This is a genomic window from Flavobacterium magnum (assembly GCF_003055625.1).
Lineage (GTDB): Bacteria > Bacteroidota > Bacteroidia > Flavobacteriales > Flavobacteriaceae > Flavobacterium > Flavobacterium magnum.
The window spans coordinates 3027223-3051970 of the sequence record NZ_CP028811.1 but is presented as its reverse complement, the minus strand read 5'-3'; the positions used below and the strand labels follow the sequence as shown (position 1 = coordinate 3051970).

The 24748-nt window shown below is 47.2% G+C and carries 23 protein-coding genes, 1 tRNA gene and 1 other RNA gene; 13 read left to right on the top strand and 12 right to left on the bottom strand.

Translation table 11 applies throughout. The features are described 5' to 3' along the window. Nucleotide 1: 1 nt before the first annotated feature. On the bottom strand, nucleotides 2-289 hold the full coding sequence (locus HYN48_RS12960) for a TIGR03643 family protein (protein ID WP_108372363.1): 288 nt from the start codon (nucleotides 287-289) through the stop codon (nucleotides 2-4). Nucleotides 290-450: 161 nt separating this feature from the next. Beyond that, a complete protein-coding gene (locus tag HYN48_RS12955; RefSeq protein WP_108372361.1) occupies nucleotides 451-831 on the bottom strand; it encodes a response regulator in 381 nt (126 codons plus the stop codon). A gap of 320 nt (nucleotides 832-1151) precedes the next feature. Between HYN48_RS12955 and HYN48_RS12950 the strand changes: the two genes are divergently transcribed. After that, entirely contained in the window at nucleotides 1152-2321 is a 1170-nt protein-coding gene (locus tag HYN48_RS12950; RefSeq protein WP_108373653.1) for a zinc-dependent alcohol dehydrogenase, read from the top strand. Between the two features lie 123 nt (nucleotides 2322-2444). Here HYN48_RS12950 and HYN48_RS12945 read toward each other — a convergent pair whose 3' ends face one another. Next, nucleotides 2445-3119 (bottom strand): GIN domain-containing protein, encoded by a 675-nt coding sequence (locus HYN48_RS12945; protein WP_108372359.1) that lies wholly within the window; start codon nucleotides 3117-3119, stop codon nucleotides 2445-2447. A 384-nt stretch (nucleotides 3120-3503) separates the two neighbouring features. On the opposite strand from HYN48_RS12945, the gene folE reads away from it, so the two are divergent. After that, nucleotides 3504-4103 carry a GTP cyclohydrolase I FolE gene (folE, locus tag HYN48_RS12940; RefSeq protein ID WP_108372357.1) on the top strand — a complete coding sequence of 200 codons (600 nt, stop codon included), beginning with the start codon at nucleotides 3504-3506 and terminating at the stop codon, nucleotides 4101-4103. A gap of 123 nt (nucleotides 4104-4226) precedes the next feature. Here the strand turns inward: folE and HYN48_RS12935 are convergent, their stop codons facing one another. The 5 genes from HYN48_RS12935 to HYN48_RS12915 all read right to left on the bottom strand — a co-directional run bounded on the left by HYN48_RS12935 (nucleotide 4227) and on the right by HYN48_RS12915 (nucleotide 10878). After that, nucleotides 4227-6761: a cation-translocating P-type ATPase gene (locus HYN48_RS12935; RefSeq protein WP_108372355.1), complete on the bottom strand. Its 2535-nt coding sequence runs from the start codon at nucleotides 6759-6761 to the stop codon at nucleotides 4227-4229. Nucleotides 6762-7173: 412 nt separating this feature from the next. Continuing rightward, nucleotides 7174-7247, bottom strand: a tRNA-Arg gene (locus tag HYN48_RS12930). A 351-nt stretch (nucleotides 7248-7598) separates the two neighbouring features. After that, nucleotides 7599-9368 (bottom strand): M56 family metallopeptidase, encoded by a 1770-nt coding sequence (locus HYN48_RS12925; protein WP_181248480.1) that lies wholly within the window; start codon nucleotides 9366-9368, stop codon nucleotides 7599-7601. 2 nt (nucleotides 9369-9370) lie between these two features. After that, the gene (locus HYN48_RS12920) at nucleotides 9371-9727 is read right to left on the bottom strand and encodes a BlaI/MecI/CopY family transcriptional regulator (protein WP_108372351.1); all 357 of its coding nucleotides are present in this window, start codon (nucleotides 9725-9727) and stop codon (nucleotides 9371-9373) included. Nucleotides 9728-9837: 110 nt separating this feature from the next. After that, nucleotides 9838-10878 carry a glutaminyl-peptide cyclotransferase gene (locus tag HYN48_RS12915; protein ID WP_108372350.1) on the bottom strand — a complete coding sequence of 347 codons (1041 nt, stop codon included), beginning with the start codon at nucleotides 10876-10878 and terminating at the stop codon, nucleotides 9838-9840. Between the two features lie 87 nt (nucleotides 10879-10965). On the opposite strand from HYN48_RS12915, the gene ffs reads away from it, so the two are divergent. The 3 genes from ffs (at nucleotide 10966) to fsa (ending at nucleotide 12949) form a co-directional block, all read left to right on the top strand. Beyond that, nucleotides 10966-11064: signal recognition particle sRNA small type (ffs, locus tag HYN48_RS12910), an RNA gene on the top strand. Nucleotides 11065-11215: 151 nt separating this feature from the next. Next, nucleotides 11216-12019, top strand: a complete 804-nt coding sequence (locus HYN48_RS12905; RefSeq protein ID WP_108373651.1) for an SDR family oxidoreductase — start codon at nucleotides 11216-11218, stop codon at nucleotides 12017-12019. A 273-nt stretch (nucleotides 12020-12292) separates the two neighbouring features. Beyond that, nucleotides 12293-12949 carry a fructose-6-phosphate aldolase gene (fsa, locus tag HYN48_RS12900; protein WP_108372348.1) on the top strand — a complete coding sequence of 219 codons (657 nt, stop codon included), beginning with the start codon at nucleotides 12293-12295 and terminating at the stop codon, nucleotides 12947-12949. 101 nt (nucleotides 12950-13050) lie between these two features. Here the strand turns inward: fsa and HYN48_RS12895 are convergent, their stop codons facing one another. Then, the gene (locus tag HYN48_RS12895) at nucleotides 13051-14442 is read right to left on the bottom strand and encodes a TlpA family protein disulfide reductase (protein ID WP_108372346.1); all 1392 of its coding nucleotides are present in this window, start codon (nucleotides 14440-14442) and stop codon (nucleotides 13051-13053) included. Nucleotides 14443-14668: 226 nt separating this feature from the next. Between HYN48_RS12895 and HYN48_RS12890 the strand changes: the two genes are divergently transcribed. After that, complete coding sequence (locus tag HYN48_RS12890) at nucleotides 14669-16285, top strand: ABC-F family ATP-binding cassette domain-containing protein (RefSeq protein WP_108372344.1); 1617 nt, start codon at nucleotides 14669-14671, stop codon at nucleotides 16283-16285. A 42-nt stretch (nucleotides 16286-16327) separates the two neighbouring features. Here HYN48_RS12890 and HYN48_RS15325 read toward each other — a convergent pair whose 3' ends face one another. From HYN48_RS15325 to HYN48_RS12880, 3 genes are all read right to left on the bottom strand, one after another. Beyond that, the gene (locus HYN48_RS15325; RefSeq protein WP_181248479.1) at nucleotides 16328-16498 is read right to left on the bottom strand and encodes a hypothetical protein; all 171 of its coding nucleotides are present in this window, start codon (nucleotides 16496-16498) and stop codon (nucleotides 16328-16330) included. Nucleotides 16499-16617: 119 nt separating this feature from the next. After that, nucleotides 16618-18039: a sensor histidine kinase gene (locus tag HYN48_RS12885; RefSeq protein WP_108372342.1), complete on the bottom strand. Its 1422-nt coding sequence runs from the start codon at nucleotides 18037-18039 to the stop codon at nucleotides 16618-16620. 5 nt (nucleotides 18040-18044) lie between these two features. Then, nucleotides 18045-18533, bottom strand: a complete 489-nt coding sequence (locus HYN48_RS12880) for a response regulator (RefSeq protein WP_245945960.1) — start codon at nucleotides 18531-18533, stop codon at nucleotides 18045-18047. A gap of 98 nt (nucleotides 18534-18631) precedes the next feature. Here HYN48_RS12880 and pyrR point away from each other — a divergent pair, with 98 nt between their 5' ends. The 7 genes from pyrR to ppk1 all read left to right on the top strand — a co-directional run bounded on the left by pyrR (nucleotide 18632) and on the right by ppk1 (nucleotide 24734). Continuing rightward, the gene (gene pyrR, locus HYN48_RS12875) at nucleotides 18632-19171 is read left to right on the top strand and encodes a bifunctional pyr operon transcriptional regulator/uracil phosphoribosyltransferase PyrR (RefSeq protein WP_108372340.1); all 540 of its coding nucleotides are present in this window, start codon (nucleotides 18632-18634) and stop codon (nucleotides 19169-19171) included. Between the two features lie 5 nt (nucleotides 19172-19176). Then, nucleotides 19177-20103, top strand: a complete 927-nt coding sequence (locus HYN48_RS12870; protein WP_108372338.1) for an aspartate carbamoyltransferase catalytic subunit — start codon at nucleotides 19177-19179, stop codon at nucleotides 20101-20103. A gap of 45 nt (nucleotides 20104-20148) precedes the next feature. After that, nucleotides 20149-20481 carry a ribonuclease Z gene (locus HYN48_RS12865; RefSeq protein ID WP_108372337.1) on the top strand — a complete coding sequence of 111 codons (333 nt, stop codon included), beginning with the start codon at nucleotides 20149-20151 and terminating at the stop codon, nucleotides 20479-20481. A gap of 72 nt (nucleotides 20482-20553) precedes the next feature. After that, the gene (locus tag HYN48_RS12860) at nucleotides 20554-21459 is read left to right on the top strand and encodes a ribonuclease Z (protein ID WP_108372335.1); all 906 of its coding nucleotides are present in this window, start codon (nucleotides 20554-20556) and stop codon (nucleotides 21457-21459) included. A gap of 26 nt (nucleotides 21460-21485) precedes the next feature. Beyond that, nucleotides 21486-22127 carry a pyridoxamine 5'-phosphate oxidase gene (pdxH, locus tag HYN48_RS12855; RefSeq protein ID WP_108372333.1) on the top strand — a complete coding sequence of 214 codons (642 nt, stop codon included), beginning with the start codon at nucleotides 21486-21488 and terminating at the stop codon, nucleotides 22125-22127. 16 nt (nucleotides 22128-22143) lie between these two features. Then, nucleotides 22144-22629, top strand: a complete 486-nt coding sequence (locus tag HYN48_RS12850) for a SixA phosphatase family protein (RefSeq protein ID WP_108372331.1) — start codon at nucleotides 22144-22146, stop codon at nucleotides 22627-22629. After that, a complete protein-coding gene (ppk1, locus tag HYN48_RS12845; protein WP_108372329.1) occupies nucleotides 22626-24734 on the top strand; it encodes a polyphosphate kinase 1 in 2109 nt (702 codons plus the stop codon). The genes HYN48_RS12850 and ppk1 overlap by 4 nt, the downstream gene beginning before the upstream one ends. Nucleotides 24735-24748 lie beyond the last annotated feature (14 nt).

Below are 24748 nucleotides of genomic sequence, written 5' to 3'. Positions count from 1 at the left end.
TTTACCGTTTAGAAATCCTGTTGCCTGAAATCGCGCGCTGCCGGCTGCACCTGAATCGGGTGATGCTGTCATCACGCTTCTTGAGGTGTTTGGTCCTGCAATGTTCGACGCGTTGTCTCCAGCGTTTGTAGCTGCTGAACTTCAGTTGCGCTTTCATTGTCGCTTTTACCGATTCTTCAGTGAGTCCGAATTGGTGCCGGATTGCCTCAAAAGGCGTGCGGTCTTCCCAGGCCATTTCAATAATACGGTCGAGTTCCGCCGGCGAAAATTCTTTAAGGAGTAATGCCATAGCAATTTTGTTAGTGCTTAAAATTACTGACATCCGCCGGCATTCGTGATTTGACAATTGTTAAATTACAACGGAAATTTGTGGTTAACCAGAGCGTGTTGCAGAAAAAACCTTGTTTCATTCCGATAGGGAAGAAAGGTGTTGGGTAGCCGACAGGTATATCACAGCAATACGTCACGCAGGATTGATACGAGCTCGGGAAAGGTAGACGGCTTGGTAATAAAACCAGCGGCACCGGCAGCAATTGTCTGCGATTTGATTGTGTCAGCCGAATGGTTTGAAAGGATAAAAACCGGGATGTGGCTAATGGTCTCGTCTTCTTTTACGAGTTTGAGGAATTCGTGGCCGTTGAGCTTTTCCATTTCGATATCGAGGAAAATGGCTTTAGGCACAAGACGCTTTTCCCTTAGATAGTCTAGCGCGAGCTGTGCGTCTGACTTAAATGTACATCGTATCGCCGGAGACACCGCCAATACCGCCTTTCGAAATATATCAATATCATCCCAATCGTTGTCGATGACTAAAATTTTATTGTATTTCATAACTCATGCGCTTGTAAAATTAGTGTGTTCCGATGTCATTAAACGTAGTAGGCCCGAACAATCTGTGTCAAGTATGTCACGCATTGCCAAGCGGTGGGCAAAACCTTTTGATACAATTTAGTTCTCATGTGCTGATGTTTACTGCAAATTTCAACATCAATGTGCGATTGGTTTTACAGTATAACGTGCATCTTTTATAGTTTTAGGAAGTTATGGGAATATGGGATGTCGCGGCAGATATTGCAATTTTTTTTGGCAATGGTGTAACCTTCCGCCGCCGCGTATTCGGAACTTGGCGCCAATTATTTAAATCAATTATTATGAAAGCAGCCGTAATCCATGGACCGGGGTCGATACAATATGACACCGTCGAAGATCCGAAATTGAAACAAAGGGATGACATTATCCTGAAGGTGACGTCCACAGCCATTTGCGGCTCTGACCTTCACATTTATTCAGGGGGATTCCCGCAGCCGCGTCCTATGGTGCTTGGTCACGAATTCATGGGCATAATCGAGGAAGTCGGCCCTGACGTAAAGCACCTGAAGCCCGGCGACCGTGTAGTGGTGCCATTTCCGATAGCTTGCGGAAACTGCTTTTTCTGCAACCACGACGTGCCCGGCAACTGCGAACACAGCAACCCGGAGCACTATGGGCCTGAAGGCGGCATCCTCACAGAGAAAGGTGGTGCGTTGTTTGGATACACTGACCTTTACGGCGGTTACGACGGCGGACAGGCACAGTATGTGCGCGTTCCGTATGCGAATTTCGGACCGCGCGTGGTGCCAGAGAATCTGACCGACGAACAAGTACTATTCCTCACCGACATATTTCCTACAGGATACACAGGTGTCGACTGGGGTGAGGTAAAAGGAGGGGAAACTGTAGCCATTTTTGGTTCCGGGCCAGTGGGAATCATGGCGGCAAAAAGTGCCGTATTGCGTGGCGCGGCACAGGTGATCGTTGTAGATACCGTGCAGTACCGATTGGACAAGGCCGCGGCAAGCACCGGCTGCACGACCATTTTGTGGGAGGACGGTCCGAAGGAGGTCGTGGAGCAGATCCGCGCGCTCACCCAGGGTCGCGGGGCTGATGTCTGCATCGACGCCGTAGGCTTTGAGCCGGATCGCGGGTTGATCGACCGGGTAAAGGCCACGATCAATTTCGAAAAAGGCTCAACCAAGGTGCTGGAAGCCTGTATGAGCGCCGTACGCCGTAGCGGGATCGTATCGGTATTGGGCGTCTATGGCGTGAATTATGATAACTTCCCGCTGGGCCAGTTCTTTGACAAAGGAATTACATTGCGAGGCGGACAGGCACCGGCGCACAAGCACATCGACAAACTGCTGGAGTATGTTGTGCAGGGCAAGGTGCAGCTTGATGACATCATCACGCACCGACTGCCGCTTTCTGACATTGCCCATGCCTATGACATTTTCAAAAAACGGGTCGACGGTTGCGTAAAAGTAGTGCTTGACCCGTGGAGTTAGGCTTATGGCTGTCAACCGACGATATTGCAATAGCGGATAACAGAAAAAACCGGAATCGATACAGGCTATCGGTTCCGGTTTTTGTATGTGGTGTATTGACATAATCAGGGCATTTCGCGCCATCTAGGATTTGGGCTTGACGATAAGCTTGCCGTTCCCCTGGTGGCGCGACGAGCCTGAAAAAGCGGCTTTGCCCGTATTCAGGATATCACCGTTACCTGACCCTGTGGCAGCTAGCTTACCCTCGGCACAAACGATGACCTGGCCGTTTCCATCACTTTGTATCCCAGCCTGCCCGCAGTTGAGCTGGCGTGCATCGATGTTACCGTTGCCGGCATGCACGATATCAAGCTGGTCGACCTTGCCCGACGCGGTCAAATGGCCATTGGAGACGTTTTCGATCCGTAAATATTTTCCGTTGACATGTGATAGGGTAACATGGCTGTTGCCATCGTGCCTGATGACGGAGGCTTCCGGCATGGTAATCGCAATCCTGATGTGTGTATTTTCGATATACAGCCTGTTGTCCTTATTCCCTTTAAGGGAGAGGTCCAGCAAATGCTCCCGGGCATCGAGCCTGACCTGCAGCAAGTCTGAAAGATTGTCATCAATTGTGGCCGTAACCGACCAGGTTTTGCCGATGTCGATAGTGACCTCGCCATCTAAGTCGTTTAAGCTGACCTTGTCAAAATCGGTAAAGTCGTACGATTTGGAAACAGTGTTGCCCGAACCATTGATTTGGGAAAAGATGCTGGAAGTGCAAAGCAGCAGCAGAAAGGGAAGGATTGTGGTTTTCATGATTTGAATTTTAATGTTATATGAGACAAATGTCAGGTATCAGTCAGTGGCAATCGCTTCAAATCATGATTTGAGACGGGTTTATCAAAAAAATATTGCATCCGTCAGCTACTGAAGGCATGACGGCCGGACAATTGTAGTGTATTAACTAGAGTAAAGCGAAAAAAAGAGAACCTTCGTTACGGAAACATTAGCCTTTGCTCCACACTTCGACACAGCTGGACGTCAGGCCATTGCTACACCTCCGTAATAATCATGTGCTTTCGAAGCTTATTTCATGAAAATATTCGATACTTAAATTGCAGGCGGTGACCTTTTACAACAATTCAAAAATTAACAATTGTTTTCTGTTTATTGTATTACCTTCAACAAAAATTTATTTATATGAGTAATTACAGAAAAATCGAACAGTATGACGAAGAGAAAACGGTGCAATTGGCCGTCCATCTGAAGGGTGTACTGTCGATTTTAGGGGAAGATGTGACTAGGGAAGGACTGGAAAAAACGCCGGAACGCGCCGGCAAAGCGTACCAATTCCTGACGCAGGGCTACGAAATCGATCCGTTGGAAATCCTAAAGGCGGCGCTTTTCGCAGAAGACCATAAACAAATGGTAGTTGTCAAGAATATTGAGGTGTATTCAATGTGCGAACACCACCTCCTGCCATTCTTCGGCAAAGTGCACGTGGCCTATATCCCCAACGGGAAGATTGTCGGGCTGAGCAAGATTCCAAGGGTAGTCGAGGCGTTTGCCCGAAGATTGCAGGTGCAGGAAAGGCTGACCGACCAGATTAAGGATTGCATCCAGGCAGCATTGGACCCGTTAGGTGTTGCGGTGGTCATGGAGTGCCAGCACATGTGCATGCAGATGCGCGGCATCCAGAAGCAGAACAGTGTCACGACGACCTCATCTTTTAATGGGGCATTTGAAAAGGATAAGACGCGAAAGGAATTCATCAGCCTGATTTCGAACCGACTGCATTAGGAAACTCCGCTGGTGTATCAATCCGGATTGACGGCATGCGGCTTCGGGTTTTGTTATTTTGCGTCATCACAGAAAGGGTGAAGAGGATAGGGAATCAGTGGCTTGCTTGGGCATTCGGTGTGATTACGCGGGCGGTTCATTCGTACGTTGGTTATGTTTCTGTGCTGCGTTTCGTTTTCCCGCCTTGACCAATTCATACCACAGTACCGAGATGCCGCCCATCCCGACCGATATTGATGCCTGACGGAAATTCAGTGGTTCCAGCGCAAAAAAATCGGCTGCCGGCTCAACATACAACATCAGCGCGGTAGTCACAATCGTAACAACGGTGACCAGTAAAACGAGATTGTTCTTGTATTTTATGGTCGTCGCAACCGAGTAGTAAAAGGAACGGTTTTCGAACGTCAGGAACACATTGGCACTGATCAGCGTAAGGAACACCATCGTTCTCGTCATCGTCTCATGGTAACCCTGGTGAACACAGAATTGATAGATGCATAACGTGCCGATGGTGATCATCAACCCTTGAATGATGCTGGTTGAAAGCTCCTTCCAATTGAAAAATGTCGTCGTGAACGGCCTTGGCTTTTGTGACATGGTGTTTTGTTCCATCGGCTCGTTCTCATATACTACAGAGCAGGTTGGGCCCATAATGAGCTCAAGGAAGATAATATGGACGGGCGAAAAGATATTCGGATAAAGCCATCCCAATGCCAGCGGAATAAATACTGTCAGAATGATTGGGATGTGGATTGAAATGATGAACTGTATGGCTTTTTTAAGGTTGGTATAAATTTTTCTGCCCATCCCGATAGCGTCTGCCATTTTTGAAAGGTCGTCATTGATCAGGATTAAGGAGGCGGCCTGTTTGGCAATTTCCGTCCCTTTTTTACCCATCGCTATACCGATGTGCGCTGATTTTAACGCCGGCCCGTCATTGACACCATCACCGGTCATGGCGACAATCTCGTTATTGGCTTTGAGCGCATTGATGATTTTTAGTTTGGCTTCCGGGAACATGCGTGTAAACAGGTTGGTATCGGAAACCCTGATTTTTAATTCTTGTTCGGAAAGCTGCATCAGTGCCTCTCCCGAAATGCTTTTTTCATAGCCTGCAAACCCGATTTGTTTCGCGATGGCCGCAGTCGTTTCCGCATTGTCGCCCGTGATGATCTTCACATCGATTCCTGCTTTGTAAAAATGTTGAAACACCAACGCGATATTTTTTTTTGGTGGATCATGGAAAGCCAGCAATCCAATGAATTCAAAAGGCAGTTCCTGTTGTGTTTTCGGATAGTTTTGACTACTGGCATGACTTTCTGCAACCGCCAATATCCGATATCCGTCGGCTGAAAAATCTTTGATGGCTTGCATCACCGAGCGCTTTTCATCCTCAGTAAGCGCGGCGTTTACCATGATAGATTCCGCAGCCCCTTTCGCTGCAATGATCCGCGCACCTGATGGTCCTTCAAAAATATGGGTCATCATGGGCGGTTTTCCTGACAGCGGATATTCGTGCACCAACTTGAAATCGGGGCGCTCGTCTTTTTTAGCTGTTGTCTGATAGGCGTGGTGCAGCGCAATTTCCATCGGGTCGAACGGAATCGGTTCGCTTGCCCACATGGCCATTGTAATCAGGTATTTTTCATCGATGGATAATGAGGCGCTCAGGTCGGTGATCTTGCCGGATCGTAAACTAAAGATTTTATCCAGGCTCATTTTGTTTTCTGTTATGGTACCTGTCTTATCGACACAGATCACAGTGGCACTGCCTAAAGTTTCGACTGTTTTCATCTGTTTCACTACGATGCCTTCCTTCATCATCCGCCATGCGCCAATCGCCATAAAAGTCGCAAAGGCCACTGGAATCTCTTCCGGAAGGATGCTCATGGCGAGCGTCAGCGCTTTGAGCAGGCTGTCGTATACATTATAGGAATGGAAGAAATTGATCGCCCAGACGACGAGGAAAACCAACGCGCCGGCCACGGCCATTTTCTTTACGAAATTTCCAATCTGGACTTCCAGTGGTGTTTTTTCTTCAGCAATCCCCTCAAGACTTCTCCCGATTTTTCCCAGTTTCGTTTGACTGCCGATCGCAGTAACGGTCGCAATGGCCAGGCCCCCAACCGCAGTGGTGCCCTGATAAATCTTGTTGTCATCCGAAGCTTTGTCTTTACTTACTGCAATCGATTCGCCGGTCAGGATGGACTCATTAACAGAAAAATCATTCAATTGCGTGATGGTGCCATCGGCGGCAATAAAAGTGCCTTCTTCTACCATCAGGCTGTCTCCAATGACGATTTCCTCTGTTTTAATTTCGAGTGCCATTCCATTCCGGATGACAGTACATTTGGGTTTGATAATATCTTTCAATTGTTCCAGCGCATTGTGGCTCCTGGCGTTTTGGAACAATGAAATGAGTGCAATCAAAACAATGGCCGAAACCAGGAATATACCATCCGAACTCTTTCCGCTGATAAAATAAATGATGGATGCAGCCAACAGCAGGACTATCATTGGCTCTTTCACCATTCCGATCAGCGTATCGAGGAACCTGTTGCTTTTTTTGTAAGCGGGCAGGTTTTGGCCATATTTCTGCCTCGAGATCAGTACTTCAGCGTCAGTCAGTCCGTTGGTATTGAATTTGTTTTCAGGCATCTTGATTTGTATTGATGTGTTGTAAGAAGAGCAAGCTACTCATTGCTTCGCTTTTTAAAGACAGCTGCTTGGATATCAGCTCCCATGCTGCAGCACCATGGTCTCTGACACCATTGGAACGGTATTTCTTTTGTATTTCAATCGCGCAGCGGCTACTGTCGGTCGCCGTTAACAAATATAAGTACAAACACACTGAACTTCAGTTATTTTGAACTAAATTAAAATGGATATGTGTTTGTGCCTGTCGTCGAAAAATAGTAAGAGGCCTTGCGGTCGAGAGGTTTGACGGTATTCAGGGCTGCGAATGCAGGATGCCCGAAAAAGAAACGGGAAGAGATACGACTTAAAACGAAAAAACCCAGTAAATACTGGGCTTTTGTTATCGCTTGTAGTCATTGACTATCAAAATTCGTGACCTCGACTGGATTCAAACCAGTAACCTTCTGAGCCGTAATCAGATGCGCTATTCAGTTGCGCCACGAGGCCTCATTATTTCACCGTCCTTTGTTATTATACAGCAGTTCGGTGAACTTGTTTGCGGGTGCAAATATAGGCAAAAATACATTATTTGCAAATCGGCAAATGATAATTATTGAATATTTTATGCATGCGATCCGCCTTTGATCTGCAAACCGCTCTGTGTCAGGTCTCTGTTGTGTCCTCTCGCTGTTTGTCATGTTTTGATTGCTCTTACAATCTGAATATCCGGTCTGTTGGGCAGGTAGACACGCATTGCACAGCTCCGGACCGCTGAAGGTCGTGGTCCCAATCGGACGACATGTCGTCGCTTTGTCCGAAAAATAAAAAAAGGCCCATTTCTGGGCCCAGGCACTAACTTTATTTTTGTTTCTTGATTTCGGCACGGGTTTTTTCAAGCTCGGCGCGCATAGCATCCATCTCGGCTTTCATTTTCTGCATCTGTTCGCGTTGCTGTACCTTCATTTCCTCGAAGCTGCTCCGCATCTCCTCGGCGGCTTCCCTTTGGATATCGCCCTGCTCCCTTTGGATTTTGGCGTAGTCCATCGCTTGCTTCGCCTTGTTCCTCATCTCCTTACTTTTGATAATAATGGCTTTTTTGCCTTTACTGTCGCCGCCGCCCAGCGAAATGGTCTCACCATCTATGATGATTGGCGCCATGTCCGCCATGATTTTGTCTACATCCACATCGGCGACCACTTTGCCATTGACCGTTACCACTGTTTTGCCGTCTTTGCCCGTAACGCTTTTTACAATGACGTTATTCTGGTCAAAATCGAATTTGAAGTCCAATGGGTCAAGCGGTTCCGGTGCTTCCGGGGCCTCGGGCGCTTCCGGCAGTTCGGGTGCTTCTGGTGCCTCATCATCATTAAAGGAAAACGTAAAGATTCCGTTATCCTCTTCGTCTTCACTACGGTGTGTAGTTATGGCAATTCGTTTTTCCGGCTGGCCGAATCCGGTGAAGTCGTCATTCTTGCTGAAGTAAATCGGGTCAATTGCGGCTGTGCCGTTCACATATTTTTCTATGGAAGAATTTTTATCCTTATAATTGATTTTTACCGCAATAATTTCGCCTTTGCTGTTGCGTTTGACCCGTGAAATCTTTAGGGTTGCGCCAAGCGCTTTGAGGCGTTGAATTTCCTGTTTGATTTCAGCATCGGAAGTATTTCGGTCGATGACAAAATTGAAATGGTCGGGGTCATTGTGCTGCCCTGAAAAAGGCTGGTCAGCGGTCACCTGTACCTGTTTTTGCTGTGCAATCACTTTCACCTGAAAGTAAAGCATAAAGGCAGCGAGTAGTGGCAACATCAGGGCATATTTCCACAAATTCCTGTTTTTGGATTGATTCTTGTTTAGCATAACGATTCGTTTTTTGATTAGTGATTGATTGAAATTATTGGTAATTGATAAGTAATTCGGTAAGGTGACCGCCCGGAGCAGGGCCATCTGGTAAGCGCGTTTGTCGTGCAACTGGCTCACGGCCTTTCTGTCGGCTATGTATTCAAGATTTTGCAAAACGGCCTTTTTGTACAACCAGACAAATGGATTGAACCAGAAAATAATGCTGAAAACCTTCATCACCAGTACGTCGATGGAATGCCGTTCGCGGCTGTGCACCTTCTCGTGGTTCAGTATGCTTTGCAATTCGTCGTCAGAATACCTGGCAGAATTGTAAACGATGTAATTGAAGAACGAAAAGGGTGCCACATCCCGGTCGAGATCCACGAGCGTAAATGTGCCCATTTTCACGGCCCGCTGCCTGTGAAGCAGTCGGAACAACGAAATGATATTGGCCATGACTTTTACCGTCAGCACCAGACAGACCGCGAGGTAGACGTACCAGGTGATCGCTGCCCAGTCAATCGCCTGCATTGCCGGCTGTTGCATTGCTTGCTTCCCAACTGACTCCGACAGGGCGGTCAATTGTGCTGCGGTGAATTTCGGGGCTTCAATCCAGACTATTTTTTTTACATACAGCAGCGGCAGCGATACCGAGGCGAATAAACCAGCCAGCAGATACCAGCGGTTTGCATCAAAAAAGGTCTCCCGCCGCAGCAACAGTTGGTAGCCACAGAAGAACAAGGCCATCAACGCGCCGGATTTGATCAGATAAAGCAGCAGCGTTTCCATAATCATTTCTTTTCGATGATGTCCAGGATTTCACGGAGTTCCTTCGCAGAGATTTTTTCTTCCTGCGCAAAAAATGACACCATGTTCTTATACGAGTTATTGAAATAATGCTCAATCGCCGTATTCATGAATTTCTTCCTGTAATCCTCCAATGCGACGATAGGGAAGTACTGGTGCGTGTTGCCATAAGCGGTGTGGGCCACGTACCCTTTTTCTTCCAGGTTGCGTACGATGGTCGAGAGTGTGTTGTAGTGTGGCTGCTCGTTGGTGATTTCAGCCATGATGTCCTTTACAAAAGCTTTTTTAAGCTTCCATAAGATGTGCATGATTTCTTCTTCCTTGTTCGTGAGATTTTGCATAGCAGTAAATTTGAAACCAAACTTACAACTATATTTCTAGTTATGCAACTATAAAAATAGTTATTTAACTATATTTTAAGGAATGACAGTAAATCGCTGTTCGCTACAGCTTATTTTAACACGCTGATTTCAAATATTTTATCCCAGTTTTTCCCGGTAACGAAAATCGTTTTTGTTTTTGGATTGTAAGCAATCCCATTCAAGACTTCGGCTTCCGGATTTGTCAGCGATTTCCTGAGCTCCGACAGATCGATGGCTGCAGTAACCTCGCCCGTAGCCGGGTTGATGATGGCAATAAGGTCTTTCTGCCAAATGTTTCCGTACATTTCCCCGTCGATGAGCTCCAGTTCGTTCAGCGATTTGATTTTATCCGACGACGAATACACACTGATATAATCTACCATTTTCTGTGTGGACGGGTCCATTTTCCAGATTTTCTCGGTACCGTCGGTCTGGTAGATGTATTGGTTGTCATGCGTCATGCCCCAGCCCTCTATGTCCTTGTCGAAGGTAAAGGTCTTTTCAATTTTCCAGGTATCGGCGTTGTAAATAAAGCCGGTTTTCTCCTTATAGGTCAACTGGTATATTTTCCCATTGATTACCGTAATCCCTTCGCCGAAATACTGGCTTTGCAAATCGGCACTTTTTAAGATCTTGCCCGTCTTATAATCCACTTTCAGCAGTTTCGACGACCCATATTGTCCGGTGCCTTCAAGCAGCGTGTCGCGGTAAAATTCCAATCCCTCCGTAAAAGAGCTGATGTCGTGCGGGTAGGTATTCAATACCTTATAGGTGAGCAATTTCGGCGTGATCGAAGACACCACCTCCACACGGCTCGTGATCTCTTCGGTCTTTCCACCAAAATAAATTTTCGCCAGCACCTCCTGATAGCCGAGCTTATAACCCGCCAATGGCAGGTTTACCGGCTTAAGGTCTTTTGCGCCTGCCACCCGTTTGTCATTTACAAAATAGGCGACGCTGTCGATTTCCTTGTTGTCGGCGTTTAAAATTGTCAGTGCCGCCGACTCTGAATTGGTGTAATGTGCCTCGATTTTGGTTTCATCAAACGCAAAATGGGTTTTATTTTCATCTCCGCAGGAAAGCATAATCAGGTTTAACGAAATGACAGCGAGCAGGTTATATTTCTTCATGGTGTTTTTTTAAATCGGAAAATGGATTGTTGCCGACGATTCTCTTCAACGGCCTTGCGAAAATACAAAAAGATTGTATATTTGCAACGGCAAGTCCTACACGACCAGCTCCTGCAGAATCCCCCAGGATGGGAACATAGCAAGGGTACGCGGTTGTAGCGGTGCGATGTAGGTCGCTTGCCATTTTTTCTTTTTTTTGTGGTCCCGATTTATCGGGATTTTTTATTTTTGGGCTGTATTGATTTGAAGCCAATCCTGCTGTCCGCTGTATCTTTTCCCTGCTAAAGAAGCAGGAAAAAGGATGCCGCTGCCATCAGGGCTAAAACCCCGACCACACATGAACAAAATTGTCCTAATCACCGGTGGCTCCTCCGGTCTTGGAAAAGCCATAGGCGAATTCCTCCATTCAAAAGATTTTAAAGTCTATGGCACCAGCCGCAATCCCGCAAAGGTCACAGATTCCGTTTTTCCTTTACTGGCACTCGATGTGCGTGATCCCCAAAGCATACAAAATGCGGTTTCCGAACTGATTTCGAAAGAAGGCCGTATCGATGTGCTGGTCAACAACGCCGGTGTAGGCATTACCGGCCCGATCGAGGAAACGCCCTTGAAAGAGATGAAGAACAATTTTGATACGAATTTCTTTGGCCCGATTGCAGTCATGAAAGCCGTGTTGCCACAAATGCGTTCACAAAAATCAGGATTGATCGTCAACATCACCTCGATTGCCGGGTATATGGGATTGCCATACCGCGGGATTTATTCTGCGTCAAAAGGCGCTTTGGAACTGATTACCGAAGCATTGCGGATGGAAGTGAAATCGTTTGGCCTCAAAATAACAAACATTGCTCCGGGTGATTTCGCGACGAATATCGCTGCCGGGCGTTTTCATTCGCCGTTGATTCCGGGTTCAGCGTATGAAACTTCATACGGAAATATCCTGAAAACCATGAACGAGCACGTTGACAGCGGTGCCAATCCGCACGAAATGGGATTGGCCGTTTATGCGATTATGCAAAAGCAAGATCCCGGAATCCATTATAAGGTGGGCACTTTTATGCAGCGTTTTTCAATTATCCTGAAGCGTGTTTTGCCGGACAGGATGTATGAAAAGATGCTGATGCGGCATTATAAACTGTAGCTGGATACCGTACGCAATGGCGAAACAGCAAAGACCCTTTGGTCTGAGCGGACTTTAAAACTTTGTTACTTTGCGACTTTGTCACTTAAAAGTATAATCGTAATTTCGCCGCGCGTCCGCGTTAGGGATTGCAGCGGAAATCCTTTTTTTGCCTGCCGGTTTTCAAAATCAGCGGCATGAGCTGATGGCAAAAAAAGATTGCAGCGAAAAGCCCGCCGCGAGTTACGAAGCGGAACGCCCGGATAAATAACACAACTCTTTAAATATTTAAACATGAAATTTTTTATCGACACCGCCAATCTGAACGAGATCAGGGAAGCACAGGCATTGGGTGTTTTGGATGGCGTAACCACCAATCCGTCACTGATGGCCAAAGAAGGCATCACCGGGAAAAACAACATCCTGAAGCATTATGTGGACATTTGTAATATTGTCGATGGCGATGTGAGCGCTGAAGTGATTGCGACAGATTTCGACGGTATGGTGAAGGAAGGCGAGGAGCTGGCCGACCTGCATGACCAGATCGTCGTGAAACTCCCGATGACCAAAGACGGCGTGAAAGCCTGTAAATATTTCTCTGAAAAAGGCATCAGGACGAATGTCACGTTGGTATTCTCGGCGGGGCAGGCATTATTGGCTGCGAAAGCCGGCGCGAGTTATGTTTCCCCGTTTATCGGGCGTCTCGATGATGTGTCGACTGACGGACTGAACCTGATTGAGGAAATCCGTGGCATTTATGACAACTACGGCTACGAAACCGAAATCCTTGCCGCTTCGGTGCGTCACACGATGCATATCGTAAACTGTGCGAAGATCGGTGCCGATGTGATGACCGGTCCGCTTTCCGCGATCCTTGGATTGTTGAAGCACCCGTTGACGGATATTGGCCTGGCGCAGTTTATCGCCGACTATCAGAAGGGAAACCAATAAACCGAACAACTACGAAATCAGTGAAACCACCTCGCTGAGATGAACATAAAAAAATCCCGACACAATCGTCGGGATTTTTTATTTCTTTTTGTCGGGTCGGATTACCGCAGGTGGTCTTCAAACTTCGCATCGAACAAGCTTACGAACGCGTTATTTATGGTGCCATCGGCGTTCAGGATCATCGTACGGTGGATCTTATTGATGACCCATTTCTCCTTCATAAGTTCGAAATCTGCGGCACGGTATTCCTGTATGCCGTCAAATTTATAATTGGCCATGTCTTTGCGCCATTCTTCCTGGTCGCGGTCAACATTGATGGCGATGAACTGGTAATCCGGATGTTTCCTGATCAGCTCCAAAATAATCTTGTGCGCGGCAATCACATGCGATTCCAGATTTCGCGTCCAGAAAAACAGCACCGTTTTCTTGTGGATGAGCGATTTGAAATCGACCTGCTCATTGTTCAGGTTTACGAGGCCCACTGTGGGGAGTTCGTTGCCTTCCCTGAGGTTTTGGATGGCATCGCCGATTTTCAGGATTTCGTTGTGTTTGCTTTTATCAGTCGACAGCCGGTGGTACTGGTCCAGGAATTTCTTGTTGTTAACGATATTCTGGTCTTCCAGCAAATACGTAAAGGCGATGTTGTTCAGGATGGTGTTCTTAATGGCGCGGTTTTGGAACAGCGAATCGGCGATGTGCATTTTGCGTACATGCATTTCCAAAGATTTATCGGCTTCGGTGGCATTGGGCAGGTCTTTCTGCAACGCCATATTGTTGAGCATGTACGTCAGGTATTTTACGTACGGAGAGAACTCGGTCAGCCTGGCATCATTGTAATTGATGGTCTTCCGGTGTGCATAATAATTGCCCGGCAGTTTTCTTTTCATGGCCACGCCGGTGCGCATTTCGTGTACGACAGGATAAATTTCCTTCTTGGAGTAGTAGTTGAAGTCCAGCATCGCCTTTGCATAAGAATCAAAGTCGTCGTTCCACTGTATGGATTCTTTTTTGGAATGGTAAAATTTCTCTTTCGATGCGTATGCCGAATCGATGTTCTTCTTGAAATGGGGATAATCGTATTCAAAAACGTCATAAATCTTTTTCTTTTCATGCTCGTTTTTGAGGTACAGTTCCATCAGGAAATTGTTCTTCTCTTCGCCGCGTCCGCAGAAAACAATCGACTCGTCAAAATCATTGGCGTTGATCCGCACCATGATGCTGTCATTTTTGTCAAAGTAGACGTATTGGTATTCCGGTTCGTTCTTGAACGTGTACAATCCGGGCGACAGCGAGTCAAATTTGACAAAAAAAGTATTGTCATCCCTGAGCATGATCGTATCAATCACCTGTGTGTCTTTGCAGAAAAGCACGTATGGGCTTGTGGGATTTGAAACTTCTCCACCGAAAAAGGCGGTATAATCCTCATTGCCGAATGGTTTATTACAGGAACCGAACAACAGAACAAGACAGGCGGGGAGTAAAAGTCTTATCATCACGCAGGGGTATTGCATCGTTTCAGATTAGTAAGCAAAAATATTCAGTTACAGGTGATTATATTGTTAATGCAGCGTTAAATGTAAACGTGCGCTTTACCTGTCCGTTTCTGCGATCCCCTGATATGGCCGCTGCCGGAGCCGGACCTGTCGGTTACGTAGAACTTCTCGGGTAAATCTCCACTATTTTTTCTACTTTTGCAAAAATTTTATAAAGAAGCAATTCATGTTAACAGTAAATAATTTATCGGTACAATTTGGCAAAAGGATATTGTTCGACGAAGTGAACACGACCTTTTCCGATGGCAACATTTACGGGGTCATCGGTGCGAACGGTGCCGGAAAATCAACCTTCCTGAAAATCCTCGCGGGCGATATCGACCCGACGTCAGGCCACGTGTTCCTTGAGCCGGGCAAGCGCATGTCGGTGCTCAACCAAAACCACAACATGTTTGACGGGCACACGGTACTCGAAACGGTCATGATGGGTAACAAGGTGTTGTATGCCGTGAAAAAGGAAATGGATGAATTGTACCTGGATTACAATGATAAGAATGCCGACCGCATAGGGGAACTACAGGTGCAGTTTGAGGAAATGAACGGCTGGAACGCTGATTCGGACGCCGCTGCAATGCTTTCCAATCTCGGTATTGGGGAAGACCTGCACTATACGCTGATGGCCGATGTCGATGCCAAGCTCAAGGTGCGTGTGCTGCTCGCCCAGGCACTTTTCGGAAGCCCGGACGTACTGATTATGGATGAGCCAACAAACGACCTCGATTTTGAAACCATCGGCTGGCTTGAGAATTTCCTTGCCAACTATGAAAATACCGTGATTGTGGTCTCTCACGACCGTCACTTCCTTGACGCGGTGTGCACGCACATCTCCGACATTGACTTCGGAAAAATCAACCATTATTCAGGGAATTATACATTCTGGTATGAGTCAAGTCAGTTGGCCGCAAAACAACGCGCCCAACAGAATAAGAAAGCTGAGGAAAAGAAGGCAGAGCTGGAGGAATTCATCCGCCGTTTCAGTGCCAACGTGGCCAAATCCAAGCAGGCCACTTCGCGTAAGAAAATGATCAGCAAGCTCAATATTTCTGAAATCAAGCCATCAAGCCGCCGGTACCCTGCAATTATCTTTGACCAGGAACGCGAGGCGGGAGACCAGATACTTAACGTAAAGAACCTCAGTGCTTCCGTTGACGGCGAAGTGCTTTTCAAAGACGTCGATATCAATATGGCGAAGGGCGATAAAATCGTGCTGTTCTCAAAAGATTCCCGTGCAACCACGGCATTTTATGAGATATTGAACGGCAACATGAAGCCGGATTCCGGAACATTCGATTGGGGTGTTACCACCAACCAGGCGTACCTGCCGGTGGAAAACCACGATTTTTTTGAAAATGACCTGTCATTGGTAGACTGGCTCAGGCAATGGGCGAAAACCGAGGAAGAGCGCGATGAGGTGTACATCCGTGGCTTTTTGGGGAAAATGATTTTTTCAGGCGAAGAGGCATTGAAAACATCACGAGTATTGTCAGGAGGTGAGAAAGTCCGTTGCATGCTCTCGCGCATGATGATGGAACGTGCCAACGTCCTGATGATCGATGAGCCTACGAACCACCTTGATCTGGAATCGATTACGGCGTTCAATAACTCGCTTAAGAACTTTAAGGGATCCGTTATTTTCACTACACATGATCACGAGTTTGCACAGACCGTCGGGAACCGCATCATTGAGCTGACCCCGAATGGCGTAATCGACCGCTACATGACGTTTGATGAGTATCTTGACGATGAGAAAATTCAGGAATTGCGCAGGAAGATGTACGCTTAACATAAAAAAATCCCGCCTTCAGAGCGGGATTTTTTAGGCCTTTTATTTCTTCCCGAAACGGCTGATAACATAGATGACGGCGGCGATTATCGCTACCACGATAAAGATTCCGACACCTACACCGGCTTTGAAAATGCCTTCCACCAGCTCGCAGTTTGTAAACGTGAGTAATATTGTAACCAGGACGAGCATTCTCAATAATTTTGCTTTCATGATTTCCAGGATTTAATGATTAGGATTTGTTTTGGTTTTCACATGGTAAAATTGCCAAAATGCCCCAGAAATCCCATTACGGAATTTGGAAGTTTTGTTACGGAATTTGGACGGAAGGCTCAGTTCGGGATATAGATATTGAAGGCAGTTCCTTCTCCTTCAACGCTTTCCGCTGAAATGAAACCGCCATGGTTCTCCACGATTTTTTTCACAATGGCCAGTCCGATGCCCGTTCCCGCATATTGCTGATTCGAGTAAAGCCGCTGGAACACCTCAAAAATCCGCTCACGGTATTGCATGTCAAAGCCGATGCCGTTGTCAATTACGGTAATCAGCGAATAATTTTTTTCGGGAACGGCGTTTGCGAAAGGTACCTCGGTACCGCGGACGGTCTTGTTCCCGATGGTAATGTGCGGCGTTACGTTCTCCCGCGAGAATTTGACTGAATTGGAAATCAGGTTGGTCACCAACTGCCTGAACTGGGTCGTAATGATTCGGATTGTGCCACTGCCTTTAACCTCGATTACGGCGCGGCTGTCCCGTAGTTCTTCGTCAAGATCACTCACGACCTCTCCCACAATCGTATCCAGATCGTAGGGTTCGAAATGGAAATTTTCTGTATTGACGCGCGAATAAGCAAGCAAATCCTTGATCAGTGACTGCATCCGCTCTGACGCACTGCGGATGCGTTCGAGATAATTCCTGCCGCTTTCTGTCATCGTGGGTGATTCTTTCTCAAGCACCAGCGAAATCAGGGTCTGTATTTTACGCAATGGTTCCTGTAAATCATGGCTGGAAATGTACGTGAACGCTTCAAGTTCCTTGTTTACGGCCGCGAGTTGCTCGTTATTGGCCTGGAGTGACTGGTTCCTCTCCGTAAGCTGTTTTTTGCTGTCTTCGAGACTCCCTTTCAATCGGTCTGAGATCCGCAGCTCGCGATTGATCCCATAATAAGCAAGGATTAATACGATCAGTGCTGAAATCATCAGGAAAACGGTGAATAGCGGTGTCAATGCGGATTGGCGTTCCATAAATTTGGTACGACTTTTCAGGACGGCGTCCTCAAGTGCAATCATTCTATTAATGTGTTGCCTGAAATACGCGCGCTGCGCCCTGTTTTTATAACGCTGTTCTTTTGGCATCTTTGAGATATCACCCAATGCCATCGTAAACCGCATCGCTGAAACCCGTTTTTTAGTCAGTAATTCGAGGACATCGACATACTCCTGTTGCCGCTTGTTGTCTTTGGTCAGCAGGCGAAGTACCTCTATTTTACCGGGGAGCTTTCCCACGTGATCGTTGAACTCCTTATAATAAACCGAATCTTTCGTCAGCAGATATCCGCGTTGGGCTGATTCGATATCCTTAACCGTAGAGCCGTATTTTTCCAGTTCCAGCTTGACAAAGTTGGTGTGGTCGACCAGGTAGTAGGATTTCGTGAGTTCATTGATCCGGGTGTAGCAATAAATCGAAAGGGAAAGCAGGAAAACAACCGCAAAGATGAAAATGACCCTGATTTGTATATGCTTCGGTTTCCTCATCCGGGTCAGGCTACATTAATCACGTATTGTTCACGAAGCGGCTTGCTTTGGAGCTGCGTGGGATCGAAGGACAGGATGAGCCCGATGGCTTTTTTGAGCAACACAAAAGAATTGGGCTTTGAAATGAAGTAATTGGCGCCCTGCCTGTACGTGCGGTCAATGATATCGGTATTGGATGAGGTTGAAAAAATGATCACCGGGATATCTTTGAGGTTCGGCGATTTCCGGATTTCCTCAAGACATTCAAAACCATTTTTGCGGGGCATATTCAGGTCAAGGAACAACACCATCGGAGTCATCAGCGGCGCGCCATGCAGCATTTCCATTAACCTGACGCCATCCGTGGTTACATTCAGTGTCACCCCTGAATGCGATTCGCGCAGCGCTTCCGAAAAAAGCAGGCAGTCATCGCTGTCATCATCTGTAAGGAAAATAGTCATGGCTTTACACAAAAGATTCGAGGCTTTAAAAGTAATGATTTTTATCAGATGCATAAGTTAAAAGGCAAGCAAAAATGAAATTTTAAGCGTTAAATAAATTTTTCACGTATCGCTTATTTCAGTACTTTTACAAACCAAACACACGCATCCTTATGAGCCAAAAAATATTGCTTACTTCAAAGGAAGTCAATATCATCCTGCACCGTTTGGCCTGCCAGCTGATTGAAAAACACCTCGATTTTACAGATACGATCCTCATCGGCATCCAGCCGCGCGGCGCCTTTTTGGCCAAAAGGCTTAAGGTCATGCTCGAAGAAGAGTATCAGGTCAGCAACATCTCGATCGGATATCTGGACATCACTTTTTTCCGGGACGATTTCCGCCGTACGGGCAAGCCGCTCGAAGCCAACAAGACCGACATTGATTTTTTGGTAGAGGATAAAAAGGTTATTTTCATCGATGACGTGTTATTTACCGGACGCAGCATCCGTTCCGCGCTTACTGCGATCCAATCGTTTGGGCGGCCATCGGCAATTGAACTCCTCGTGCTGATTGACAGGCGTTTCAGCCGCGACCTGCCCATACAACCCGATTATCGCGGACGGCAGGTTGATGCCATCAACAATGAAAAAGTGAGTGTGTGCTGGGCGGAAAATGAAGGCGAAGATGCCGTGTATCTAATCAGAAATTAATTGAAATGAAAGAATTAAGCGTAAATCATTTACTCGGAATCAAGTACATCACCAAGGATGACATTGACCTGATTTTTGAAACCGCCGATCATTTTAAGGAAGTCATTAACCGCCCGATCAAGAAAGTCCCTTCATTACGCGACATCACCATAGCCAATATCTTTTTCGAGAACAGCACGCGTACTAAACTGTCTTTTGAACTCGCGCAGAAAAGGCTGTCCGCCGACGTCATCAGTTTTTCGGCGGCGCAATCCTCTGTTAAGAAAGGCGAAACACTGATAGACACGGTCAACAACATACTGGCGATGAAAGTGGACATGGTCGTGATGCGTCATGCCAATCCCGGTGCCGCGTATTTTCTGTCACAGCATGTCAAGGCCAGCATCATCAATGCCGGAGACGGCGCCCATGAGCACCCTACGCAGGGATTGCTCGACAGTTATTCCATCCGTGAAAAGTTAGGCGGGGTTGGCGGAAAGAAAGTTGTCATCGTGGGTGATATATTGCATTCGCGGGTTGCGCTGTCCAATATCTATGCGCTGCAGATGCAGGGCGCCGAGGTGAAGGTCTGTGGGCCCAAAACGCTGATCCCGAAATACATCCAAAGCCTCGGCGTGACGGTAGAACCCAATTTGCGCAAGGCGTTGGAGTGGTGTGACGTGGCCAACATGCTCCGTGTCCAGAACGAACGTATGGACGTCAATTATTTTCCTTCCACACGCGAATATGCACAGCAATACGGGGTAGACAAGGCGTTGCTCGGGTCACTTTCCAAAGAAATCGTCATCATGCACCCGGGGCCCATCAACCGCGGCGTTGAAATTACGTCGGATGTAGCCGATTCCGGGCAGTCAGTGATTTTAGACCAGGTTGAGAACGGCGTGGCGGTGCGCATGGCGGTGATTTATCTTTTGGCCTCCAAGATCAGATAAGTACGAAAAATCATTATCTTAGCTACGTCACCAATTCCGCATAAAATGAAAGTAGAAAAGAAAGCGAACATCACCACAATCAGGGAAACTGAAGGTGATTTCACGGCTTTCCTGATGAAAATCACGCACGAGTGCAAGTCTTTTGAAGAACAGCATCTTATTATTGATATTTCCAATCTGGAAGGACTTTCGGTAAAAGAAATTAACGGTTTCCTGCCATTGTCCAATGCGCACCGGAAAGCCGGAAAGTCGTTTGTTGTAGTCGCCCGGGACATCGACTTCAATAAGGTTTCTGACAAACTTTCGGTAGTCCCGACAAAAATCGAGGCACACGACATTATCGAAATGGAGGAAATTGAACGCGATCTCGGATTTTAGACGCGCCAAACTCCATCGGTAACTGCCAGAAAAGCCAGAATTATCAACGGTCACGTCCAGGTATCAACAGATATGAAGCTCACCATACTCGGCTGCTATGCCGCCACGCCACGCACTTTTACAAACCCTACGTCGCAGGTCCTTGAAATACGGAACCACCATTTCCTGATTGATTGCGCTGAGGCGACCCAGGTGCAGCTGCGTAAAAACAAAGTCAGGTTTACGCAGATCAACCACATCTTCATTTCGCATCTGCATGGCGACCATTTCTATGGATTGATCGGACTCATTTCCAGTTTTACCTTACTCAACCGTACCGGCGACCTGCACGTGTACGGGCCCAAAGGCATAAAGGAAATTATCCTGCTGCAACTGCGTTACGCCAATTCCTATACGGGCTACCAGCTGTTTTTCCATGAACTGGAATCCACAGCATCGGAGGTCATTTTTGAGGACGAAAAAGTTGTGGTGAAAACCATTCCGCTTAAGCATCGGGTGTACACCAACGGATACCTCTTCCAGGAAAAGCCCGCGGAGCGGAAACTGGACCCTGATGCGGTCCGGAAATACAAGATTGACATCTGCTACTTCCAGAACATCAAGAACGGCAAGGATGTGACGCTTGAGGACGGCACCGTCATCCCAAATGAGAAACTGAGCTTCGATCCGCCCGCACCGAAAAGTTATGCATTCTGCTCCGATACCGTCTTTACCGAAGATTACCTCGACATCATCACCGGGGTGGATGTGCTGTACCATGAATCGACGTTCCTCGAGTCAGAAGCACACCTGTCCGAACGGACGATGCACTGCACCGCGAAACAGGCTGCTGAAATCGCGCTTAAAGCCAGGGCAAAGCAGCTGATCCTCGGGCACTTTTCCACGCGGTATGACAGCATTGAGCATTTCAGGGAGGAGGCTATGGCGATTTTCCCGGCGACAGATCTCGCAGACGACGGGAAAATTTTTGAATTTTAATCATTATCTTAGCGAAAGCGCATATTATGGAAGATTTAAGCAATTACAGACAATCGTACGAAAAGGATTCCCTTACGGAAAATGCGATTCCCGGCGACCCCATGAACCTGTTTCAAAAGTGGTTTCATGAGGCTGATGCTACCGGTTTCGGTGAGGCCAATGCGATGACGGTAGCTACTTTCGGGCTCGACGGTTTCCCGAAATCACGCGTGGTGCTGCTTAAAAAGTACAATGAGGAAGGTTTTGTGTTTTACACCAATTACAATTCTGAAAAAGGGAAAGCCATCGCTGCAAACCCGAATGTTTGCCTGTCATTCTTCTGGCCCGTACAGGAACGGCAGGTGATCATTAAAGGAACGGCAGAAAAAGTCCCGGAAATCATGTCGGACAATTATTTCGACAGCCGCCCGCTCGGAAGCCGACTCGGTGCAGTGGTGTCAAACCAGAGTGAGGTGATACCGTCACGCGGATTTCTGGAGGAGAAACTGGCTTTGCTTGAAAAACAGTTCGAAAATAATGAAGTCCCAAGACCTGAAAACTGGGGCGGTTATCTCGTTCGGCCAGTGGCAGCGGAGTTTTGGCAGGGCAGGGCAAACCGGCTCCACGACCGGATCAGGTACCAGCTACAGGAAAATTATATTTGGAAAATTGACAGGCTTTCGCCTTAACTTAATCGAATAAAAAATGAAAAACCTTATACTCATTCGTCATGCAAAATCAAACTGGGATGACCCGGTTAGCGATAAGCAGAGAACATTAACAGTCAACGGACTCCGGGATGCGACCCTGGTTGCCCAGCATATCAAATCCCATTTGCCGAAAAAATACCAGGTTTGGAGCAGCGATGCCCACCGTGCCGTGGGAACCGCGCGTGCCTTCGCAATCGTTTTCCGCGAGAATGTAGAAATAGATTTCAGTGAGGATTTATACACTTTTGACGCCCTGAAACTGGAAAGCATCGTGCGCAGCATTCCGGATGATTATGATTGTGTTATCATTTTCGGGCACAACGAAGCGATAACCGATTTTGTCAATACATTTGGCAGCATTTTTATTGATAACGTGCCCACCGCTGGTTTCGTTTCCATCAAATTCGATACGGATTCCTGGCAGCATATCAGCAAGGGCGTAACCGATAAGACCGTGTTTCCAAGAGATTTAAGGCAATGACAGAAAATAGATATATCGATCGCGAAAAAAGCTGGTTGGCGTTCAACGCGCGCGTGTTGCAGGAAGCCGGCGATTCGACCGTACCGTTGCTGGACCGACTCCGTTTCATTGGAATTTTTTCAAATAACCTGGACGAGTTTTTTCGGGTTCGGTTTGCCGCCGTGCGCCGCCTGAGCCTTTCCGGGGTTTCGGGCGAAAAAATCCTGGGAGGTATCTCTGCAGAGAAATTGCTGCGCGAAATCACTGAAATCGTCATACGGCAACAATCTGAAAGCCTTCGCATCTTAAGCATCATTGAAAAGGAACTTGAAGCTGAGAATGTATTCATCATCGATGAGAATGAAATTTCAGCGGAACAGGAAGCTTTCGTAAATGATTTTTTCATACAGAAAATCAGTCCGGCGCTGGTGACCATCATCCTTAATGATCTGGCTGAATTCCCAATGCTGAAAGACAATTCCGGCTATCTGGCCATCAAACTGGTGATGAAATCGAAACAGAAGCCATCGCTGCTGGGGTTTTCCAAGGTCAAGCCTGAAGTACGGTATGCGCTGATCGAAATCCCGAAAACACTGAACCGATTTGTCGTGCTGCCTTCGCGTGAGGGCACGCAGTCGGTAATGCTGCTTGACGACATGATCCGTTACAACTTAGGACAGATTTTCAACATATTCGACTACGAGAGCGTTGAGGCGCACATGATAAAAATCACGCGCGATGCGCAGCTCGAAATTGACAGTGACCTGAGCAAGAGCATGATGGAGAAGATTGCGACGAGCGTACGTGACCGCAGGATTGGCGAGCCGGTCCGGTTTGTTTACGACCAGTCGATCAGCAAGGACACGCTGCAATTTTTCCTGACCAAAATGGGTATCGATGCGACGGACAGCATCATACCGGGCGGGCGCTACCACAACCGCCGCGACTATATGGATTTCCCGAACCTGGGACGTTTCGACCTGCTTTATAAACAGAATCCGCCGTTGCCGGTTCCCGGCTTGAGCCTCGAAGGAAGTATCCTGGAACGCATCAGCGCTAAGGATTACCTTGTCAACGCGCCCTACCAGTCATTTTCTTACCTGATTAAATTTCTTCGGGAAGCCGCTTTGGACCCGCAGGTCACGACGATCAAGATCACGCTGTACCGTTTGGCCAAAAATTCGCAGGTCATCAGTTCGCTGATCAACGCCGCCAAAAACGGAAAGAAAGTCACGGTGCAGATCGAACTGCAGGCCCGCTTTGATGAGGCGAGCAACATATCCTATGCCGAGCAGATGCAGACGGAAAACATCGAACTGATTTTTGGTATCAAAGGGTTGAAGGTCCACAGCAAGATTTGTGTCATCGAGCGCATTGAGGAGGGTAAAAATAAAAGGTACGGATTCATTTCCACGGGAAATTTCAACGAGGCTACCGCGGGCGTATATACCGATGTCACTTTGTTTACGGCGCATCAGCAGATTTTAAAAGATGTCTCCAAGATTTTCGATTTCTTCAATGTGAATTACAGGCTGCACCGATACAAACATTTGATCGTGTCGCCGCATTACAGCCGCACGCGCTTTTACCGACTCATCGACAAGGAAATCATGTATGCCAAGCTCGGCCGCGAGTCTTACATTCATTTAAAAATGAACAGCCTGTCCGATTTTAAGATGATTGATAAGTTATATGAAGCCAGCAGGGCCGGCGTGAAAATCAAATTGCTCGTTCGCGGCATCTGTTCGCTGATTCCCGGCGTGAAAGGCATGAGTGAGAATATTGAAGCCATCAGCATCGTCGACAACTATCTTGAGCATTCCCGGGTATATATCTTCGGGAATGACGGCAATCCGGAAGTCTACATTTCTTCGGCCGATTTTATGACGAGGAACCTCGACGGCAGGGTGGAGGTAAGCTGCCCGATTTACGATATCGATGTGCGTAAGGAGCTGATCGACAGTTTCCATGTGAGCTGGAAAGGAAATGTAAAGGCCAGGATACATTCTGAAAAACTCGACAACAAATACAGGGTGCGCGGGCACCAGCCGGTTTGGAGGGCACAGCTCGAAACCTATAATTTCTATCGGAACCTGCTCGACGTCAATACGCAGCCGGTACAATAACTTTCAGCAGCAAC

What these genes read in the sequence shown, in the direction of transcription:
- HYN48_RS12960 (WP_108372363.1), bottom strand. Translation starts at nt 289, where the DNA reads ATGGCATTACTCCTTAAAGAATTTTCGCCGGCGGAACTCGACCGTATT.
- HYN48_RS12955 (WP_108372361.1), bottom strand. Translation starts at nt 831, where the DNA reads ATGAAATACAATAAAATTTTAGTCATCGACAACGATTGGGATGATATT.
- HYN48_RS12950 (WP_108373653.1), top strand. Translation starts at nt 1,152, where the DNA reads ATGAAAGCAGCCGTAATCCATGGACCGGGGTCGATACAATATGACACC.
- HYN48_RS12945 (WP_108372359.1), bottom strand. Translation starts at nt 3,119, where the DNA reads ATGAAAACCACAATCCTTCCCTTTCTGCTGCTGCTTTGCACTTCCAGC.
- folE (WP_108372357.1), top strand. Translation starts at nt 3,504, where the DNA reads ATGAGTAATTACAGAAAAATCGAACAGTATGACGAAGAGAAAACGGTG.
- HYN48_RS12935 (WP_108372355.1), bottom strand. Translation starts at nt 6,761, where the DNA reads ATGCCTGAAAACAAATTCAATACCAACGGACTGACTGACGCTGAAGTA.
- HYN48_RS12925 (WP_181248480.1), bottom strand. Translation starts at nt 9,368, where the DNA reads ATGGAAACGCTGCTGCTTTATCTGATCAAATCCGGCGCGTTGATGGCC.
- HYN48_RS12920 (WP_108372351.1), bottom strand. Translation starts at nt 9,727, where the DNA reads ATGCAAAATCTCACGAACAAGGAAGAAGAAATCATGCACATCTTATGG.
- HYN48_RS12915 (WP_108372350.1), bottom strand. Translation starts at nt 10,878, where the DNA reads ATGAAGAAATATAACCTGCTCGCTGTCATTTCGTTAAACCTGATTATG.
- HYN48_RS12905 (WP_108373651.1), top strand. Translation starts at nt 11,216, where the DNA reads ATGAACAAAATTGTCCTAATCACCGGTGGCTCCTCCGGTCTTGGAAAA.
- fsa (WP_108372348.1), top strand. Translation starts at nt 12,293, where the DNA reads ATGAAATTTTTTATCGACACCGCCAATCTGAACGAGATCAGGGAAGCA.
- HYN48_RS12895 (WP_108372346.1), bottom strand. Translation starts at nt 14,442, where the DNA reads ATGATAAGACTTTTACTCCCCGCCTGTCTTGTTCTGTTGTTCGGTTCC.
- HYN48_RS12890 (WP_108372344.1), top strand. Translation starts at nt 14,669, where the DNA reads ATGTTAACAGTAAATAATTTATCGGTACAATTTGGCAAAAGGATATTG.
- HYN48_RS15325 (WP_181248479.1), bottom strand. Translation starts at nt 16,498, where the DNA reads ATGAAAGCAAAATTATTGAGAATGCTCGTCCTGGTTACAATATTACTC.
- HYN48_RS12885 (WP_108372342.1), bottom strand. Translation starts at nt 18,039, where the DNA reads ATGAGGAAACCGAAGCATATACAAATCAGGGTCATTTTCATCTTTGCG.
- HYN48_RS12880 (WP_245945960.1), bottom strand. Translation starts at nt 18,533, where the DNA reads ATGCATCTGATAAAAATCATTACTTTTAAAGCCTCGAATCTTTTGTGT.
- pyrR (WP_108372340.1), top strand. Translation starts at nt 18,632, where the DNA reads ATGAGCCAAAAAATATTGCTTACTTCAAAGGAAGTCAATATCATCCTG.
- HYN48_RS12870 (WP_108372338.1), top strand. Translation starts at nt 19,177, where the DNA reads ATGAAAGAATTAAGCGTAAATCATTTACTCGGAATCAAGTACATCACC.
- HYN48_RS12865 (WP_108372337.1), top strand. Translation starts at nt 20,149, where the DNA reads ATGAAAGTAGAAAAGAAAGCGAACATCACCACAATCAGGGAAACTGAA.
- HYN48_RS12860 (WP_108372335.1), top strand. Translation starts at nt 20,554, where the DNA reads ATGAAGCTCACCATACTCGGCTGCTATGCCGCCACGCCACGCACTTTT.
- pdxH (WP_108372333.1), top strand. Translation starts at nt 21,486, where the DNA reads ATGGAAGATTTAAGCAATTACAGACAATCGTACGAAAAGGATTCCCTT.
- HYN48_RS12850 (WP_108372331.1), top strand. Translation starts at nt 22,144, where the DNA reads ATGAAAAACCTTATACTCATTCGTCATGCAAAATCAAACTGGGATGAC.
- ppk1 (WP_108372329.1), top strand. Translation starts at nt 22,626, where the DNA reads ATGACAGAAAATAGATATATCGATCGCGAAAAAAGCTGGTTGGCGTTC.